The sequence below is a fragment of the Brevibacillus migulae genome, from assembly GCF_004521915.1.
Classification (GTDB): Bacteria; Bacillota; Bacilli; order Brevibacillales; family Brevibacillaceae; genus Brevibacillus_F; species Brevibacillus_F migulae.
Map to the genome: position 1 here is coordinate 270,974 of NZ_SDKD01000002.1, position 16,733 is coordinate 287,706.

At 51.8% G+C, this 16,733-nt stretch carries 21 protein-coding genes; all 21 read left to right on the plus strand.

The genetic code is table 11. The features are described from left to right. The first annotated feature begins 76 nt into the window (after positions 1 to 76). On the plus strand, positions 77 to 568 hold the full coding sequence (locus EIZ37_RS03470) for a CD1247 N-terminal domain-containing protein (RefSeq protein ID WP_134683312.1): 492 nt from the start codon (positions 77 to 79) through the stop codon (positions 566 to 568). A 177-nt stretch (positions 569 to 745) separates the two neighbouring features. Beyond that, positions 746 to 1,708: a stage III sporulation protein AA gene (gene spoIIIAA, locus EIZ37_RS03475; RefSeq protein ID WP_134683164.1), complete on the plus strand. Its 963-nt coding sequence runs from the start codon at positions 746 to 748 to the stop codon at positions 1,706 to 1,708. After that, positions 1,696 to 2,214, plus strand: a complete 519-nt coding sequence (spoIIIAB, locus tag EIZ37_RS03480) for a stage III sporulation protein SpoIIIAB (RefSeq protein WP_134683165.1) — start codon at positions 1,696 to 1,698, stop codon at positions 2,212 to 2,214. The genes spoIIIAA and spoIIIAB overlap by 13 nt, the downstream gene beginning before the upstream one ends. A 15-nt stretch (positions 2,215 to 2,229) precedes the next feature. Continuing rightward, positions 2,230 to 2,433 carry a stage III sporulation protein AC gene (gene spoIIIAC / locus EIZ37_RS03485; RefSeq protein WP_134683166.1) on the plus strand — a complete coding sequence of 68 codons (204 nt, stop codon included), beginning with the start codon at positions 2,230 to 2,232 and terminating at the stop codon, positions 2,431 to 2,433. 14 nt (positions 2,434 to 2,447) lie between these two features. Beyond that, positions 2,448 to 2,837, plus strand: coding sequence for a stage III sporulation protein AD (spoIIIAD, locus tag EIZ37_RS03490; protein WP_134683167.1), 390 nt, complete (start codon positions 2,448 to 2,450; stop codon positions 2,835 to 2,837). A 43-nt stretch (positions 2,838 to 2,880) separates the two neighbouring features. After that, positions 2,881 to 4,086, plus strand: a complete 1,206-nt coding sequence (spoIIIAE, locus tag EIZ37_RS03495) for a stage III sporulation protein AE (RefSeq protein WP_134683168.1) — start codon at positions 2,881 to 2,883, stop codon at positions 4,084 to 4,086. Positions 4,087 to 4,095: 9 nt separating this feature from the next. Then, complete coding sequence (gene spoIIIAF / locus EIZ37_RS03500; protein ID WP_167568654.1) at positions 4,096 to 4,749, plus strand: stage III sporulation protein AF; 654 nt, start codon at positions 4,096 to 4,098, stop codon at positions 4,747 to 4,749. Between the two features lie 38 nt (positions 4,750 to 4,787). Beyond that, positions 4,788 to 5,423, plus strand: a complete 636-nt coding sequence (gene spoIIIAG / locus EIZ37_RS03505; protein WP_134683170.1) for a stage III sporulation protein AG — start codon at positions 4,788 to 4,790, stop codon at positions 5,421 to 5,423. Between the two features lie 12 nt (positions 5,424 to 5,435). Continuing rightward, on the plus strand, positions 5,436 to 6,080 hold the full coding sequence (locus EIZ37_RS03510) for a SpoIIIAH-like family protein (protein ID WP_134683171.1): 645 nt from the start codon (positions 5,436 to 5,438) through the stop codon (positions 6,078 to 6,080). A gap of 267 nt (positions 6,081 to 6,347) precedes the next feature. Next, entirely contained in the window at positions 6,348 to 6,869 is a 522-nt protein-coding gene (accB, locus tag EIZ37_RS03515) for an acetyl-CoA carboxylase biotin carboxyl carrier protein (RefSeq protein ID WP_134683172.1), read from the plus strand. Positions 6,870 to 6,885: 16 nt separating this feature from the next. Beyond that, positions 6,886 to 8,241 (plus strand): acetyl-CoA carboxylase biotin carboxylase subunit, encoded by a 1,356-nt coding sequence (accC, locus tag EIZ37_RS03520; RefSeq protein ID WP_134683173.1) that lies wholly within the window; start codon positions 6,886 to 6,888, stop codon positions 8,239 to 8,241. Between the two features lie 68 nt (positions 8,242 to 8,309). Next, positions 8,310 to 8,732, plus strand: a complete 423-nt coding sequence (locus tag EIZ37_RS03525; RefSeq protein ID WP_134683313.1) for an Asp23/Gls24 family envelope stress response protein — start codon at positions 8,310 to 8,312, stop codon at positions 8,730 to 8,732. A gap of 130 nt (positions 8,733 to 8,862) precedes the next feature. Then, positions 8,863 to 9,429: an alkaline shock response membrane anchor protein AmaP gene (gene amaP / locus EIZ37_RS03530; protein ID WP_134683174.1), complete on the plus strand. Its 567-nt coding sequence runs from the start codon at positions 8,863 to 8,865 to the stop codon at positions 9,427 to 9,429. 20 nt (positions 9,430 to 9,449) lie between these two features. Then, positions 9,450 to 9,662 carry a DUF2273 domain-containing protein gene (locus tag EIZ37_RS03535; RefSeq protein WP_134683314.1) on the plus strand — a complete coding sequence of 71 codons (213 nt, stop codon included), beginning with the start codon at positions 9,450 to 9,452 and terminating at the stop codon, positions 9,660 to 9,662. A gap of 14 nt (positions 9,663 to 9,676) precedes the next feature. Continuing rightward, complete coding sequence (gene nusB, locus EIZ37_RS03540) at positions 9,677 to 10,084, plus strand: transcription antitermination factor NusB (RefSeq protein ID WP_134683175.1); 408 nt, start codon at positions 9,677 to 9,679, stop codon at positions 10,082 to 10,084. A gap of 13 nt (positions 10,085 to 10,097) precedes the next feature. Then, the gene (locus EIZ37_RS03545; RefSeq protein WP_134683176.1) at positions 10,098 to 11,051 is read left to right on the plus strand and encodes a Kae1-like domain-containing protein; all 954 of its coding nucleotides are present in this window, start codon (positions 10,098 to 10,100) and stop codon (positions 11,049 to 11,051) included. A 274-nt stretch (positions 11,052 to 11,325) separates the two neighbouring features. Then, the gene (gene folD / locus EIZ37_RS03550) at positions 11,326 to 12,180 is read left to right on the plus strand and encodes a bifunctional methylenetetrahydrofolate dehydrogenase/methenyltetrahydrofolate cyclohydrolase FolD (protein ID WP_235827878.1); all 855 of its coding nucleotides are present in this window, start codon (positions 11,326 to 11,328) and stop codon (positions 12,178 to 12,180) included. 11 nt (positions 12,181 to 12,191) lie between these two features. Then, a complete protein-coding gene (gene xseA, locus EIZ37_RS03555; RefSeq protein ID WP_134683178.1) occupies positions 12,192 to 13,583 on the plus strand; it encodes an exodeoxyribonuclease VII large subunit in 1,392 nt (463 codons plus the stop codon). Further along, positions 13,540 to 13,794, plus strand: coding sequence for an exodeoxyribonuclease VII small subunit (gene xseB / locus EIZ37_RS03560; RefSeq protein WP_134683179.1), 255 nt, complete (start codon positions 13,540 to 13,542; stop codon positions 13,792 to 13,794). The genes xseA and xseB overlap by 44 nt, the downstream gene beginning before the upstream one ends. Next, positions 13,794 to 14,690 carry a polyprenyl synthetase family protein gene (locus EIZ37_RS03565; protein WP_134683315.1) on the plus strand — a complete coding sequence of 299 codons (897 nt, stop codon included), beginning with the start codon at positions 13,794 to 13,796 and terminating at the stop codon, positions 14,688 to 14,690. Before xseB ends, EIZ37_RS03565 begins: the two co-directional genes overlap by 1 nt. 161 nt (positions 14,691 to 14,851) lie before the next feature. Beyond that, positions 14,852 to 16,732, plus strand: a complete 1,881-nt coding sequence (gene dxs / locus EIZ37_RS03570; RefSeq protein ID WP_134683180.1) for a 1-deoxy-D-xylulose-5-phosphate synthase — start codon at positions 14,852 to 14,854, stop codon at positions 16,730 to 16,732. Position 16,733 lies beyond the last annotated feature (1 nt).

The following is a 16,733-nucleotide window of genomic DNA, read 5'->3' on the forward strand; positions in this document are numbered from 1 at the left end:
GTTTCACCGATTTTTTTGCTTTTCTTTTGTTTTCCATAAGTAGCCGTCCCTTTTTGGAGGAATCCTATCAGTGAGTATGGTAAAGGAGGGGCAAGCAGTGGAAACGTTGGAAAAGCGCATTTCATATTTGCGTGGCTTGACTGATGGTCTGGAAATCGAGGAGAGCACTCGAGAAGGAAAGATCCTTTCCGAAGTCATCCAAATTCTGGATGACATGTATGGAGAGATGCTTGCGCTCGATGCCAGAATGGAAGAAGCAGAGTCGTATGTGGAAGCGGTGGATGAGGACCTAGCTGATTTGGAGCTGTTGCTTTACGAGGATGATGACGAGCTGTACGAAGTGGTCGATGAAGACGATCTGGAAGAATACTATGACCTGGATGACAGTGAGGATGCATTCATTTACGATGAACGCCGAAACGAAGATGAGTTTGAAACTTCCTATGAATTCGAGTGCCCCTCTTGCCAGGAAGTGATCTTTCTGCATGAAGGAAAAGATCATGAAGGGTACCAGCACTATGTGATCGAGCCTACTTGGGACGACTGTGCGCCGATCAATCCAACTTAATCGAAAAGCTTGGCTTTCGACAGGCGTTTGCTGTTTCGCTTCAGATGCGAGCAGCAAACGCTTTTTTCTATTGCTTTTTTCGGCCAGGATGGCATAATACTCGTCCGTTTCCGCATAGGATGAGTGTAAGTCGCGTGGACAACACGAGGCTTGGGATGAGGAGGTGTCAAAGGCACTATGAATGAAGTGATCGCCATCTTGCCTGCCCCCATTCGCTCGATAATGAACACCTTGCCAGCAGCTGTCCTTAACCATGTGGAAGAAATACGGTTACGCCAGAATCAACCACTGGAGGTCCGGTACGGGCAGCAAGCGAGTTATGTGACTCCGACGGGACAACTGACCGCGAATGTACGACAAGGATGGATCGTGACGGAAGAGCTAGTGGGCAAGCTGCTCAATCAGATCAGCCAGCATTCGTTATACGCATTGGAAGAGGAACTGAAACGCGGCTACATTACCGTTGTTGGCGGACACCGCGTCGGCATCGCGGGAAAGGTAGTCCTGGAGCAGGGAGAAGTCAAGGGCATACGGGACATTACCAGTTTTAATATACGGATTGCACGAGAAAAAAAGGGAGCAGCGCAAAAAGTGCTTCCCTTCCTGCTTGAGCAAGGGAAAATTCACAACACGCTGATTATTTCACCGCCGCAATGCGGGAAAACGACCTTGCTGCGAGATATCGCGCGCTCGCTCAGCTACGGGAACGAATGGTCATCCAGCAGGAAAGTGGCGATTGTGGACGAGCGTTCGGAACTGGCCGGCAGTCTCCATGGAGTGCCGCAGCGAGATGTCGGCCCGCGGACGGACGTCCTGGATGCTTGCCCGAAAGCGATTGGCATCATGATGATGATCCGCTCGATGTCTCCCGATGTGGTCATCGTGGATGAGATCGGCCGCACGGAAGACGGTGAGGCGATCTGGGAAGCCATCCATGCCGGCGTATCGGTCATCTGCTCTGCGCACGGAGCCGATTTGAAGGAGATCGTCCAGCGCCCCATGATCGGCAAGCTGATCCAGCATGGGGCCTTTAGCCGCTACCTGGTTCTGAATCGGGCACAAGGAGCGGGAACGATACAAGGCATTTATGACAGCTCTCTGTCTCCCGTCGGAAAGGAGAGTGTCGCATGGTCAAGCTGATCGGCTCGATCATCATCCTCTTTTCCGCCTCCATGGTTGGGTGGCATATGGGCCGGTATTATGCCCTCCGCCCGTTGCAGCTGCGCACCTTGCTGATCGCCCTGCAAATGCTTGAGACCGAGATCGTATACGGGGCCACGACCTTGCATAAAGCTTTCGTCAAAATCGGCTACCGTGTATCGGGTGAAGTTGGAAAAATCTTTCTAACCTCAGCGGAATATCTAGTCGCCGAGGATGCTGAGCCCACCCAGGTATGCTGGCAAAAAGCCATCGAGAAGCATTGGACCCAGAGCGCGATGCGCAAGACGGAAAAGGACATCCTGCTGAATCTCGGCTTTGTCTTGGGTAGCTCGGATCGACAAGACCAGCAAAAGCATCTGCGGCTGGCCATGACCCACCTGCGGGGTGTCGAGGAAGAAGCTAGGCAGGAGCAGGGCAAATACGAAAACATGTTCAAAAGCCTGGGGTTCTTGGGTGGATTGTTAGTCGTCATCCTGATGCTGTAAAGCGAGGTGTTCACCGTGGATTTTGACTTGACTCCCGTTTTTCAGATTGCCGGAGTCGGATTTATCACTGCAATTATTCAAACCGTCTTGAAGCAGTCAGGAAAAGAAGATATTGCCCACTGGGCCACCTTGGTTGGATTCATCATCGTGCTGTACATGGTCGCCCATTACTTGGGTGATTTGTTCTCCGAGGTGAAACGCGTCTTTCTGTTCAACTAGGAAGGGGGATTCCGATGGAAATCGTGCAAATCGTCGGAATTGGGCTGGTAGCGACCATCCTTGCTCTGGTCATCAAGGAACAGAAGCCGATGTTTGCCTTTTTGTTGGCTGTGGCAGCTGGCGCGATCATCTTTTACTTCCTGATCGACAAGGTGGCGGAAGTCATTCGAATTCTGGAAAAGCTTGCGGTACAAGCAGACCTGAACATGGTGTTTCTTGAGACGATCCTCAAGATCATCGGGATCGCCTATATCGCGGAGTTCGGCGCGCAGATGACCAGGGATGCCGGACAAGGTGCGATTGCTTCGAAAATCGAGCTGGCAGGAAAGGTGCTGATTCTCGTGATGGCTGTTCCGATCATCCAGATCATCATCGAGACCGTCATCGGATTATTGCCAGCGTAACAAGCAGCAAATCATGCTGCACAAGTCGGAAAGGAGGAGGGCGATGTCGCGTGCAGGTCGGTACTTTTTCTTCATCTTTCTCATCATGCTGGTCTATGCACCGTCGGCCGCCACCGCCGAGCAAGCCCCCGATCAAGCGAGTCAAGCGAGGGATGGCCCGATTAATCAGCTTGTCCAGCAGCAGGTTGAGAATCTGCAAATCGATTCGGTCGAGCAATTCTGGCAAAAGACGCTAGCGGAGTACAAAGGGTATCTCCCGGACATCAAATCTCCCGGGTTTGTCCAGCTGTTGATGCAGGATGGGGAAATCAGCATCACCGGGATCTTTAAAGGCATGCTCAAGTTCATCCTGCATGAAATATGGACAAACGGAAAGCTGCTGACCTCGATCATTATCATCACCGTTTTCGCCATGATTCTGGAGACGATGCAGAATGCGTTTGAACGAAATACGGTCACCACTGTCGCCTATGCCATTACCTATCTGGTCCTGATGGTGCTGGCGATCAACAGCTTCCATGTCGCCATCACCTATGCCCAGGAGGCGATTACCGATATGTCCGACTTCATGCTGGCGATGCTGCCCCTGGTTGTGGCGCTGCTGGCATCGGTCGGGAATCTGGCTTCGGCAGCCATGTTTCATCCGCTGATCATATTCATGATCAATACAAGCGGCATTTTGATTTCGACGATCGTATTCCCTCTGCTGTTCCTGTCAACCATGCTCTACATTGCCAGCCTGTTTTCGGAAAGGTACCAGGTGACGCAGCTGGCCAGCCTTTTGCGCAACATCGCGATGGGTGCCCTCGGTTCCTTTTTGACCATCTTTCTGGCGGTAGTCAGCATTCAGGGTGCGACCGCTTCCGTCACGGATGGTGTGACACTGCGAACGGCCAAATACGTGACCGGCAACTTTGTCCCGATCGTAGGGCGGATGTTCTCGGATGCAGCGGACACGGTGCTGAGCGCGTCCCTCCTGGTGAAAAACGCGATTGGTTTGGCTGGAGTCATCATCCTGCTGATCCTGTGCGCTTTCCCTGCCCTGAAGATTTTGGTCATCGCCTTGATTTACAACCTTTCCTCCGCGGTATTGCAGCCTTTGGGGAACAGCCCGATCATTTCGGCACTGGGGACCATCGGGAAAAGCTTGTTATTCGTCTTTGCAGCACTCGCTACGGTTGGTCTGATGTTCTTCTTGGCGGTCACGATTATCATAGCAGCCGGAAATATATCGATGATGGTGCGGTAGGTGAATGAGTTGGACTGGCTAAACATATGGTTGAAAAAGATCATCCTGCTAGTATTGCTCGCTGCCTTTCTGGATCTGATCCTGCCCAATACCAGCATGCAGCGGTACGTGAAAATGGTGATGGGTCTTATCCTGCTCCTGACCATACTCACACCTGTATTCTCGATCTTCAATCTATCCCAGGACGAATTGGCTTTCAAGCTGAGCCGCTATCAGGAAGACTTTCAAAACGCGACCAAAGCAGACTGGCAGCCTTTGGCCAAAAAGCTGATGGGCCAGCAAACGCAGCAGGTCACGTCCTATATGAAGCAGCAGATTGAAACCGCCGTTCGCCTGCAAGTGAAAGAAACGTATGGGGAGGAGCCCGCCGCGGTTGATGTACAAATTGCCGGAGATAACCCGGAGGCGCCGGTCATCAAGCAAATCACGCTGACCATGGCAGAAGCGGGCAGTAAAGGAGCCGGTGAAGAAGAGTCCGTGCAGGTGATCAGACCAATTGAGGAAGTGTCAATCAATCTATCAGAAAAGCCGCAGGTAGATTCCGCATCGAACAGTCAACAGCAGCTGCGAGCAGAAGATATGCAAATGGCCAAATGGCTTGCGCAAAATTGGAGCATTGAGGCAGACCAGGTGCAAGTGATCCGAGACACAAAGAGCAAGTAAAAGCAAATGTTGGCGGCGGGCAGAGGAGAGGTGAAACGATGTTTTCTTTCTTAAAAAAGGCGTTGCAGCTCGATGGATCTGAAAAAAAGCTGAAGCCGATCCATTACGTGATCGTGCTTCTCGGGATAGGGATCGCGTTGATGATCGTAACCGACTTTTTGCGGGTAGAACCGGACGTGCCGATCGGATTCGGAGATAGTGCGGATGTCACCCAAGCAAACGGCGGTGACCCTCCTGCCGTTACCGCATTGGGGCCGTCAAGCCAAAATGACATCATTGCCGAATACGAGAACCGCTACGAGACCCAACTGCGGGATATTTTGGAGACGGTTGTCGGTGTCGGGGAGGTCGAGGTATTTGTCAATCTGGATTCCACACCCGAGCTTGTCGTGGAGAAGAATACCGAGACCCACTCGACCAACCTTCAGGAAACAGACAAAGAGAAGGCGACGCGCAACCAAAGCGAGCAATCCCGCAATGAGGAGACCATTATCATTTCCGGCAAGCAGGAACAACCTGTCGTCCTGAAAACTTTGAAGCCGAAAGTAAGGGGGGTTGTCGTGGTAGCGAAAGGGGCTGACAACAGCCAAGTCAAGTTGTGGATTACGGAAGCGATCCAAAGGGCACTTGAAGTGCCGATGTACAAAATTTCGGTATTGCCAAAAAAAGGCTAGGGGGTAATGAGAATGGTATTACGCAAACAAACAGTATGGCTTTTGACAATGTTGGCAGTGATGGTCGTGCTTTCCGGATATTACCTGGTGAAAGGGCCGCAAGATCAGCTGTCCGTATCGCAGCAGCAGACGGAAGTAGATGAATTCCCGAATGTAATCGTGGAAACCAAGCAAAGCGAGCAACCGGCAGGAGCAGTGACAGGTACGGACAATCAGCCAATCACCGTGCAAACACCGACAGCCAGCACGGAAGAGCAAGCGACAGGTACCGAAAAGCAAGAGGCTGCGGTCTTGGCTGATACACCAAACGATGTATTCACCGGATATAAAATGAATCGCGACACCATGATTGAAAAGGAAAAAGATGAGCAAATGCAGGTCATGATGAATCCGGAGGCAACCCCGCAAGCGGTAGCGGAGGCGAAAGCGAGACACGAGGAGCTGTCTACCATTCAGCAGGCTACGATTACCGTGGAAGAAATGCTGAAAGCTAGCGGCTACAAAGACGCGGTGGTATCCGTACTGAAAGATAAGGTCACCGTGATTGTGCAAAAGGATAAATTGGAAGCAGGAGAAGTCGTGGATATTATCGCTCAAGTGAAGCAACACTTGAATGTCCCCGGAAAAAATATTTCTGTTCAGTACAAAGCATTATGAAATAAGTAGTTTTAGGGAAGGATGGTAAAGGATTTTCTCCCTTGTGCTCCAAGTCAAGAGAGGAAATCCTTTCTTGACGTTGTGCTGGCAAACCGCTACCATGATTATGTTGGTCGAAAAGAAGGACTTGCCACGCAAAGGCTGCGCCAAGAGCCTGATCGAGCAAAGCTTTCTTTATGACCTGCTCTTATTTTCTCCTACTGATCCAGCAAAAGCTTGGAGATCATGGTGTGACCCATCACAATCACAGACAAAGGAGTGCTTGTTGTGTTCAAGATTCATGAGATCCGTGAAATTATCAAATTGATCGATCAATCGACTATTCATGAGTTTGAATTGGAAGTGGATGGTTCCAAAGTGACCATCAAAAAAGCAAATGCAGAAGTGGCAGCAATGCCGGCTCCTGCCGTATTTCAAGCTGCTGCACCTGTAGTAGCGACACCTGCTGTTGCGGCTGCACCGGCACCAGAAGTACAACCGGCTCCTGCACCGGCAGCGCCAGCTCCAGCAGCGGCAGCTCCGGCAGAAGCAAAAGTGGACGAAAGCGCGTTCCATAAAATCGTTTCCCCGATGGTGGGAACCTTCTACCGCTCTCCAGAGCCAGGCGCTTCGGCATATGTGCAACCAGGCGATCAAGTGGTGCCTAACAAGGTTGTATGCATCGTGGAAGCGATGAAGCTCTTCAACGAGATCGAAGCGGAAGTAACAGGCGAGATCGTAAAAGTGCTGGTAGAAGACGGTCAGCTTGTCGAGTATGGCCAACCGCTGTTCTTGGTCAAACCAGAGTAAAACGGAGGAATGCGGGATGTTTCAAAAGGTATTGATTGCCAACCGCGGCGAGATCGCTGTCCGCATTATCCGCGCGTGCCGGGAGCTGGGCATCCAGTCGGTCGCCGTTTATTCGGAGGCCGATCGCGATGCGCTGCATGTGAAGCTCGCTGACGAAGCATACTGTATTGGCCCTACAGCTTCCAAGGAAAGCTACCTCAATATGGCCAATATCATGAGTGTCGCGACCAAGGTCGGGGTGGATGCCGTGCATCCAGGCTACGGCTTTTTGGCGGAAAACGCAGACTTTGCGGAAATTTGCGCGGCTTGTAATATCACCTTCATCGGACCAGATCCGGAGTCCATTACGAAAATGGGTGACAAATCGACGGCGAAGGATACGATGAAACGGGCTGGCGTGCCGACCGTTCCGGGAACGGAAGGACTGATCGACAGCATCACGGAAGCGGTGCAAACCGCCCGGGAAATTGGGTATCCGGTGATGGTGAAGGCGACAGCAGGCGGCGGCGGACGCGGCATGCGCGTTGCCGTCAATGATGAAGACCTGGAAAAAGCGATTCGCCAGGCGCAAAATGAAGCGAAAACAGCCTTTGGCAATCCAGGCGTGTATCTGGAGAAATTCGTGGAAGGCCCTCGTCACGTAGAGATTCAGGTGATGGGTGACAAGCAGGGCAACGTGGTGTATTTGGGAGAACGCGACTGCTCGATCCAACGCCGCCACCAAAAGCTGATCGAGGAAGCTCCATCGCCTGCGCTCAGCGAAGAACTGCGCCGACAAATGGGCGAAGCGGCTGTGGCAGCTGCCAAAGCGGTAAATTACCACGGAGCAGGAACTGTAGAATTTTTGCTGGATAAATACGGCAAATTCTACTTCATGGAAATGAATACGCGTATCCAGGTAGAGCATCCAGTCACAGAGCTGGTGACAGGCATCGATCTGATCAAAGAACAGATCATGGTCGCAGCCGGACATCCGCTTTCCTTTACCCAGGAGGATGTCAAGCTGAACGGATGGGCGATTGAGTGCCGGATTAATGCGGAGAACCCTGCCAAAAACTTCATGCCGTCCCCTGGGCGCATCACCGAATATTTGGCGCCAGGCGGGTTTGGGGTGCGGGTGGACAGCGCGGCATTCAGCGGATATTCCATTCCTCCTTATTACGACTCGATGATTGCGAAGCTGATCGTATGGGGAAAAACACGCCAGGAAGCGATTGACCGCATGAAGCGTGCGCTTGATGAATTCGTGGTCGGCGGGATTTCGACTACGATCCCGTTCCATCGGAAAATGATGGAGCATGAAGTGTTTATCAGCGGCCATTTCGATACGAAATTCCTGGATACGTATGAATTGAAGCTGGATGAGCAGTAGTCTCGCCATTTGTAAATCAAGAGGGCTGTTGGTATAATGGAAGGTAAATCCAGTGGGAGGTGCGAATGATGGAAGAGTTTACTCCAGACTTAGAGAGAACCGAACTTGGTAAGGTCCAAATCGCTCCCGAAGTATTGGAAGTCATCGCGGGGATGGCCGCTTCCGAAGTGGAAGGCGTAGCCCATATGAGCGGTGGTTTTGTTGGAGATATAGCTGAACGTTTAGGTCGAAAAAATATTGCGCGCGGGGTACGGGTGGAAGTTGGCTCCCGTGAAGCGGCTGTGGATGTATCCATTATTGTGAAATATGGTCACCGCATTCCGGAGGTAGCGCGCAACATTCAAGACAGCGTACGCAACGCAATTGAAAGCATGACCGGATTGTCGGTGGTTGAAGTCAATGTACATATCATCGATGTGGAGCTGAAAGCGGAAGAAAAAGCGCAGCCAGCACCGGCTTCAGCAGCAGAGGAGTATCATCGGGTCCGGTAGAGGTGTCCTCCCGACGAGTCCGTTTCCTATGATTGATCATGCCCCCACTTCCCGGGGGCATTTTCCTCATATGAGAGACGTTTGAAAGGCGGCTCTTCTTTTCGAGCCCATTGGCGAAGGAGAGAGAAGAATGAACTTGTTTGACCGTTTTATCTTGACCCTCTACAGTTTTGCATTAATCATCCTATCCGCTGCAGGCATCGGTCTTGCCTTGCAAGTCATCCCTTCTTCATATGCCCAAGCGCTTGTACAGCAGATCTATACCGGGTATGGTCCCAATATCCCTTATCTGGTTGTCGCGATCATCTTTTTGATCATCAGTCTGCGCTTCTTTTTCAGCGCGTTTTCCTACCGCAAACCGAAAACGGAAAAAGGAATTCGCCAACGCAGCGAATTTGGGGAAATTAATATTACGCTGCAAACGATCCAAACGATTGCAGAACGCACTGCTCGCAAAGTCAAAGGCGTGCGTGATTTGAAAACGGCCGTGAAGGCTTTGGAGAGCGGCAACATCATTTCCCTTCGCGTATCGGTCGACGGAGAGACGCCGATTCCGGAAATGACGCACAAGCTGCAGAGTGATGTCAAGACACAGGTAGAATTAATCGCGGGCGTAGAAATCACCGAGGTGGCAGTTGTCGTGACTGAAGTAGCGAATTCCGAACAGGCTTCCATCCGCACCAGACGGGTAGAGTAGAAGGTTAGAAGGTGAAATCGATGATGTGGGAGATTTTATGGGAGCATAAGGGGAAACTACTGGGAGTGGCTGCCGGTTTTTTCTTTGGGCTTTTGTATTTGCTGGTGGGCTTCTGGGATACGCTTGTGTTTCTCGTCTTTATTTCCACCGGATTTTATCTCGGTCGGAAACTGGACCATAAAGAAGATTTACGCGACATCCTGGATCGCATTTTACCTGGGAAATTTAAATAGTAGGTGAAACGGACATGAAACGCAGAACAGCACGGGAAAAAGCAGTACAGTGCCTGTTTCAAATTGACATGGCAGAAGTAAATTTGGAAGATGCCATTTCCATGGTGATGGAAGAGGAGCAAGGAGCCGACAATGCATATATGAAGCGGCTCATCGAAGAAACCTTGTCGCATCTTCCGCAAATCGATCAGGAAATCAGCAAATATTTGCGCGGCTGGCAGCTCGACCGGATTGCCAATGTAGACCGGGCGATTTTGCGGTTGGCTTTTTTCGAGCTGATGTATGAACAAGAAATTCCGAAGAAAGTCGTCGTGAACGAAGCGATTGAATTGGCCAAGCTCTTTAGCGACGATCAATCCTACCGTTTTGTAAATGGCGTCCTGTCCAGCTATTTGCAAGCCATGGAAACCCCCGAAGCGTAAAAAGGGGGCAGCCATGACAAAGGTAATACTGGGAATCGATACAAGCAATTACCGTACATCCTTATGTCTCGCCACAAAAGACGGACAGATTGTAGCAGAAGCGAAACGCCTGCTTCGCGTGAAGGAGGGAAAGCGCGGGCTGCAGCAATCGGAAGCCGTCTTTCAGCATGTCATGAATCTCCCGGAGCTGAGTGAGGAGATGTCCCTAGCCGAATGGGAGATTGTCGGCGTATGTGCGAGTGAAAAGCCGCGTCCGGTCGACGGCTCCTATATGCCGGTGTTTAAAGTGGGGGAAGGACTCGGAAAATCGCTGTCCGTGTTTCAAAAAGTGCCCTTGTACTTGACGACACATCAGGAAGGTCACATCGCAGCGGGTGAATACACATCCGTGGAAAAGCCCAAGCAGGATCGTTTCCTAGCGGTCCATCTATCCGGAGGGACCAGCGAATTGCTGCTCTGTACCAGACAGCAGCATGGCTATGCGATCGAGAAAGTTGGGGGAACCCAGGATCTACATGCCGGTCAGCTGGTTGATCGTGTTGGCGTGGCGCTCGGGCTCTCGTTTCCGGCAGGGCCGGCTTTGGAGAAGCTGGCTCAATCGGCAGTCGGTGAATATCGTGTGCCTTCCTCGGTGCAAGATCTGACGTTCAGCTTTTCCGGACCAGAAGCCTCGTTGCTGCGTACCATTGCGCAGAAGCAGGTGAGGCCTGCGGAGATCGCGCGTGCTACGGAGCAATGCATCGCCAATACGTTGGAAAAAGTGTTGCGCAATGCGCGGGAAGCGGGCTATCCTGAGGAAATACTGATCGTGGGTGGTGTTGCAGCCAATCAGTACATCCGAGAGCGGCTGGTCAAGCGCTTGGAACATCCGGCTGTCGGTGCCAAGCTCTTCTTTTGTGATCCGGTCTATTCGGGCGATAATGCCTACGGGGTCGCGATGTTGGGCTGGATGCAGCACCATACATAATGTGTAAAAAACAGGAAAATCGACTTGAGCGGTCATAGGTCTTTCCTTACGAAAGAGCTAAGTGTTTGCCAAGTTCACTCCCTAGAAAAATGGCATTTGGTTGGCTGTTCCAAGTCAGAAGCATGACTGAGCGGGGCAGCTTTTTTCTTAACGTTTTGTCAAATATTTCCCTAAAAATGGAATGAAAGCGGTGAAAATCCGAAAATCGCCTTTACACCGACAGCAGCTTTCCGATAGACTAAGGACAGACAAACGAAGTGGAGGAGGAGCCGTTTTGGCAACCATACTGAGTGGAAAAGAAGTCGCACAAGATATTCGGGCCGACATTGCCAAGGAAGTTGACAGGCTGAAGGAGAAAGGCGTCACGCCAGCATTGACCGTAGTTTTGGTAGGCGAAGATCCCGCGTCACAATCCTATGTAACGGGAAAAATGCGTGCCTGTGAAGAAGTGGGGATGCGTTCGGAAGTGATTCGGATGCCCGACACGATCTCGCAGCAGGAGCTTTTGGACACAGTCGAGCGTTTGAATCAAAATCCGAACGTTCATGGTATTTTGGTGCAATTGCCTTTGCCTCCGCAAATCGAAGAAAAAGCGGTGATCGAAACGATCGATCCACGCAAGGATGTAGATGGCTTTCATCCGATCAATATCGGGAAACTGATGATTGGTGATGATACGTTTGTTTCCTGCACACCAGCAGGGATCATCGAGTTGATCAAACGGACCGGTACAAGCCTGAAAGGGAAGCGTGTCGTAGTCGTTGGCCGGAGCAACATCGTGGGTAAGCCCGTCTCGCTGCTTCTGCTGCAGGAACACGCGACCGTGACCATTTGCCATTCCCATACGCAGGATCTGACCGCCATCACGAAGCAGGCGGATGTCTTGATCGTCGCGGTTGGAAGAGCAGGCCTCATCGGCAAAGAGCACGTATCTCCAGGCACGGTAGTGATCGACGTTGGCGTAAATCGCAATGAGGCTGGCAAGCTGGTCGGCGATGTACGCTTCGATGAGGTGTTGGATCAAGCCAGCTGGATCACCCCGGTACCGGGAGGCGTGGGACCGCTTACGATTACGATGCTGTTGAAAAACACAGTCAAAGCGGCGAAACAGATCGAAAACGTAGATTGAAGGGATGAACGATGAAGCCGAACCAGATATGGTCCGTCGCGGAATGCAACCGCTGGATCAAGCACGTCCTGGAAAAAGATGAACGATTGTCAGATATATGGATCCGCGGCGAAATCTCCAACTTTGTCCATCATACGAGCGGGCATATGTACTTTACGCTCAAAGACCGTGACGCAAAGATCAAGGTTGTGATGTTTGCCAGTCACAATCGTTTTCTGAAATTTATCCCGAAGGATGGAACCAAGGCACTCGTGCGTGGTTCCATTTCTGCCTTTGAACGTGACGGTACTTATCAGCTGTACGCGAGGGAGATGCAGCCAGACGGTCTGGGATCCCTCTATTTGGCCTTTGAGCAATTGAAGGCAAAGCTGGAGGGTGAAGGTCTGTTTGCTCAGGAACGGAAGCGGCCGCTGCCCTTGTTTCCGAAAAAGGTAGGCGTGATTACGTCCCCGACAGGCGCAGCTATTCGTGATATTTGCACGACGATTCGCCGCCGTTTTCCGCAGACAGAGATCGTGATCGCTCCTGCAATTGTACAGGGGGTGGATGCCCCGGCTTCGATTGTCTCTGCACTTCGCTTGATCAATCAGCATCAAGAAGTCGATGTCCTGATCGTGGGGCGCGGCGGGGGTTCCATCGAGGAATTATGGGCGTTCAACGAGGAAATCGTTGCCCGGGCGATCGCAGCCTCCCGGATCCCGGTCATATCGGCGGTTGGTCATGAAACGGACTTTACGATTGCCGATTTTGTAGCGGACATCCGAGCGGCTACGCCGACGGCAGCGGCAGAATTGGCTGTTCCTCACTACCTGGAATGGTTGGAGCGGCTCAAACAGGTAGACTTGCGATTGCACCGCTCGATGCGCACCAGGCTCGACGGTGAAAGGAAACGGCTGACGAGCTTGCGGGATTCGTATGCCATGAGACAACCGCAGCGCCGACTGGAGGAAGCCCAGCAGCGCATGGATTCGTTGCAAATCCGCTTGCGCCAAGGAATCAAGCAGCTCCATGCTCGCAAAAAAGAGCGGTTTACCCATGCGAGCGGGTCCCTCCAGCGAATTCGCCTGAAAGAGCGCGTAGATGGAAAGCGGGAAACATTGACACGTCTCCGCACGCAAATGACACAGAAGCTCGACCGCAGGCTTTCTGAGGCAAAAGCGAAATGGGTGGCACAGATGGCGCATCTCGATGCGCTCAGTCCATTGCGAGTCATGGACCGCGGCTATTCCTTGGTATACAAGGACGGGCAGCTGATGAAATCGAAGGAGCAATTTGCGATCGGCGATACGCTCGTGGTACGATTAAAAGATGGCAGCATTGCTGCAGAGGTAACGGAACTAGCAGGAGAGGTGAAGGCCGATGGCACGCAAAAAAACAGAAGCGGAAAACCCGATGCAGTTTGAAGAAGCGATGAAGCGCATGGAGGAAGTCGTACGCCGTCTCGAAGAAGGAGATATTCCGCTGGAAGAAGCGTTGGAGCTTTATCAGGAAGGCGTACAATTGTCCCGTGTCTGCGCTCAAAAACTGGAAAACATCGAGACTAAGATTTCGCAGATCTTGGAAGAGGACGGCCAGGTGAAGCAGAAGGCGTTTCACTTGGAGGGCGAATCTTGATGCAGCAGTCCTTCGATCAGTATTTACAAGAGAAAATTGACATCATTGAGGGACACCTCGTGCCGGCGCTGGAAAAAGAGGGAGTGCCAGCTCGTTTATATGAGTCCATGTCATACTCATTGATGGCTGGCGGGAAGCGTCTTCGCCCCGTGCTGGTGCTGGCTGTATTGGAAGCGCTGGACAAGCCGCTCGAACGTGGAATCCCCTATGCTGTGGCTTTGGAAATGATTCATACGTATTCGCTCGTACATGATGATCTGCCAGCGATGGATGATGATGCACTGCGACGCGGCAAACCTACGAATCACATCGTGTTCGGGGAAGCTACTGCCATTCTGGCTGGTGATGCGCTTTTGACGCGTGCTTTCGGGTACATTGCTGAAAGCTATGGACAGCATCCTGAGGTGAGTCCTGCGACGACCGTTTCCTTGATTGCGGAGTTAGGCAAGAGAGCTGGGGCTCGCGGTATGGTTGGCGGCCAAATGGCGGATATCGAAGGGGAAGGACGCCAGCTTTCCTTAGCGGAGCTGGAATACATCCATGAGCATAAAACGGGTGATCTGCTGGTGGCGGCTTTGCGCGGCGGGGGTCTGTTGGGGGAAGCAACCGAGGAACAGCTGGACGCTCTCAACCGATACGGCCATTGCATTGGATTGGGGTTTCAGATCCAGGACGATATCTTGAATGTTGAGGGAGATGCCCAGCTTCTCGGCAAAGCGGTAGGCAGTGATGCGGATCGCCAGAAAGCGACCTACCCTTCGTTACAAGGACTGGAATATTCGAAAACACATCTGGACCGCCTGATTACGGAAGCGAAGGATGTCTTGATCGCAGCGAAGCTTGCTCACCCAGGACTGATGCAATTGGCTGATTACGTGAAAGAACGTACCAAATAATGGAAGTTTTTGGAGATGGCCTCTGGTTGGTGAGGCCATCTTTTTCGTTGTGCTGACTCGGCTTGGGCAGATTTTCATGAACAAGTGGAGTTTTGCACCAGAGTCGTTTATAATGAATCAAGCGTGAACCTCATGCAGTTTTGTGAAAGTGGGGGACCCTCATGTTGCTTGAGAAGATCAACAGCCCAGAAGATTTGAAAAAATGTAAAGTCCAGCAGCTTCCACAGCTGGCACAGGAAATACGCACCTTTTTGGTGGAAAACCTCTCCAAGACGGGTGGCCACCTTGCGCCAAACCTTGGCGTCGTAGAATTAACGTTAGCTTTGCATTATGTGTTCAACAGCCCCAAGGATAAATTGATCTGGGATGTGGGACACCAAGCATATGTACATAAAATGCTGACAGGACGCAAGGATCTTTTCTCCACCCTGCGTCAATACAAAGGATTGTGCGGCTTTCCGAAAATGAATGAAAGCCCGCATGATGTTTGGGAGACCGGACACAGCAGCACCTCCCTATCCGCAGCGATGGGGATGGCGGCAGCCCGTGACCTGAAAAAGGAAAAAAATCATGTCGTGGCGGTCATCGGTGATGGAGCACTGACCGGAGGCATGGCGCTGGAAGCCTTGAATCACATTGGCCATGAACAAAAAAATGTGATCGTGATTTTGAACGATAATGAAATGTCGATCGCACCGAACGTGGGAGCGCTTCATAATTATTTGGGCAAATTACGTGCTACCAACAATTACCAGCGCACGAAGGACGAGCTTGAAAGCCTGTTAAAAGCGATTCCGGCAGTAGGCGGCAAGCTTGCCCATTTCGCGGAGCGTCTGAAGGACAGCATGAAATATCTGCTCGTATCAGGCGTCCTGTTTGAAGAGCTTGGCTTTACCTATATCGGACCGATTGACGGCCATAATGTAGATCTGCTTTTAGACTCCTTGCGCACAGCTTCAAATACCAAAGGACCTGTATTGATTCACGCGATTACCAAAAAAGGAAAAGGCTATGCGCCAGCGGAAGCGGATTCTGTCAAATGGCACGGTATTGGAACCTACAAAATCGAATCCGGAGAATCAGCAAAATCAGCGCCTACCTATACGTCCGTATTTGCTGACACGATGATCGAGTTGGCCAAAGAAGATGAGCGGATCGTGGCTGTCACACCTGCCATGCCTGCAGGTTCAGGCTTGCTGAAATTCGCCGATGTCTTTCCGGAGCGGATGTTTGACGTGGGGATCGCCGAGCAGCACGCCTGTACGTTTTGTGCCGGACTGGCCACACAAGGGCTAAAGCCGGTCTATGCGGTGTATTCGACATTTTTGCAGCGGGCATACGATCAACTGATCCACGACGTGGCACGACAAAAGCTCCCGGTAATCTTTGCGGTTGACCGTGCCGGACTTGTCGGGGCAGACGGGGAAACCCATCAAGGGGTGTACGACATCGCCTTTATGAGAGCGATCCCGAATATGGTCATCATGGCACCGAAGGACGAAAATGAGCTGCGGCACATGATGAAGACTGCGGTTGCCTATGAAGGCGGGCCGATTTCCTACCGCTACCCACGGTTAAATGTACGCGGTGTCAAAATGGACGAAGAGATGAAAGTATTGCCGATCGGAAAAGCCGAAGTGGTACGGGACGGAAAAGATGTCGCGATTCTTTCCTTTGGACATGTGTTTGAGATCGCAGAGCAGGCGGCGGATATCCTGCGCGCCGAGGGGAACAATCCGATGCTCGTGAACGCGCGTTTCTGCAAACCGTTGGACGAAGAACTGCTGCTGCAGCTGGCGAAAGACGGCTATGATCTGATCACGGTGGAAGAAGGTTCGATCATGGGAGGATTTGGAAGCGCTGTGCTCGAATTTTTGACCCAGTCCGGCTATCGTGACATCGTGGTGCGGCCGTTCGGAATTCCTGACTATTTTGTCGAGCATGGCTCAGTGAAGGAACAGCGCCAGGAAGTTGGCTTGACTGCAGAACAAATCGCGGCAACAGTACGGGCGTTGATGCCGCTGCGCAGACGAAGGGCTTGAT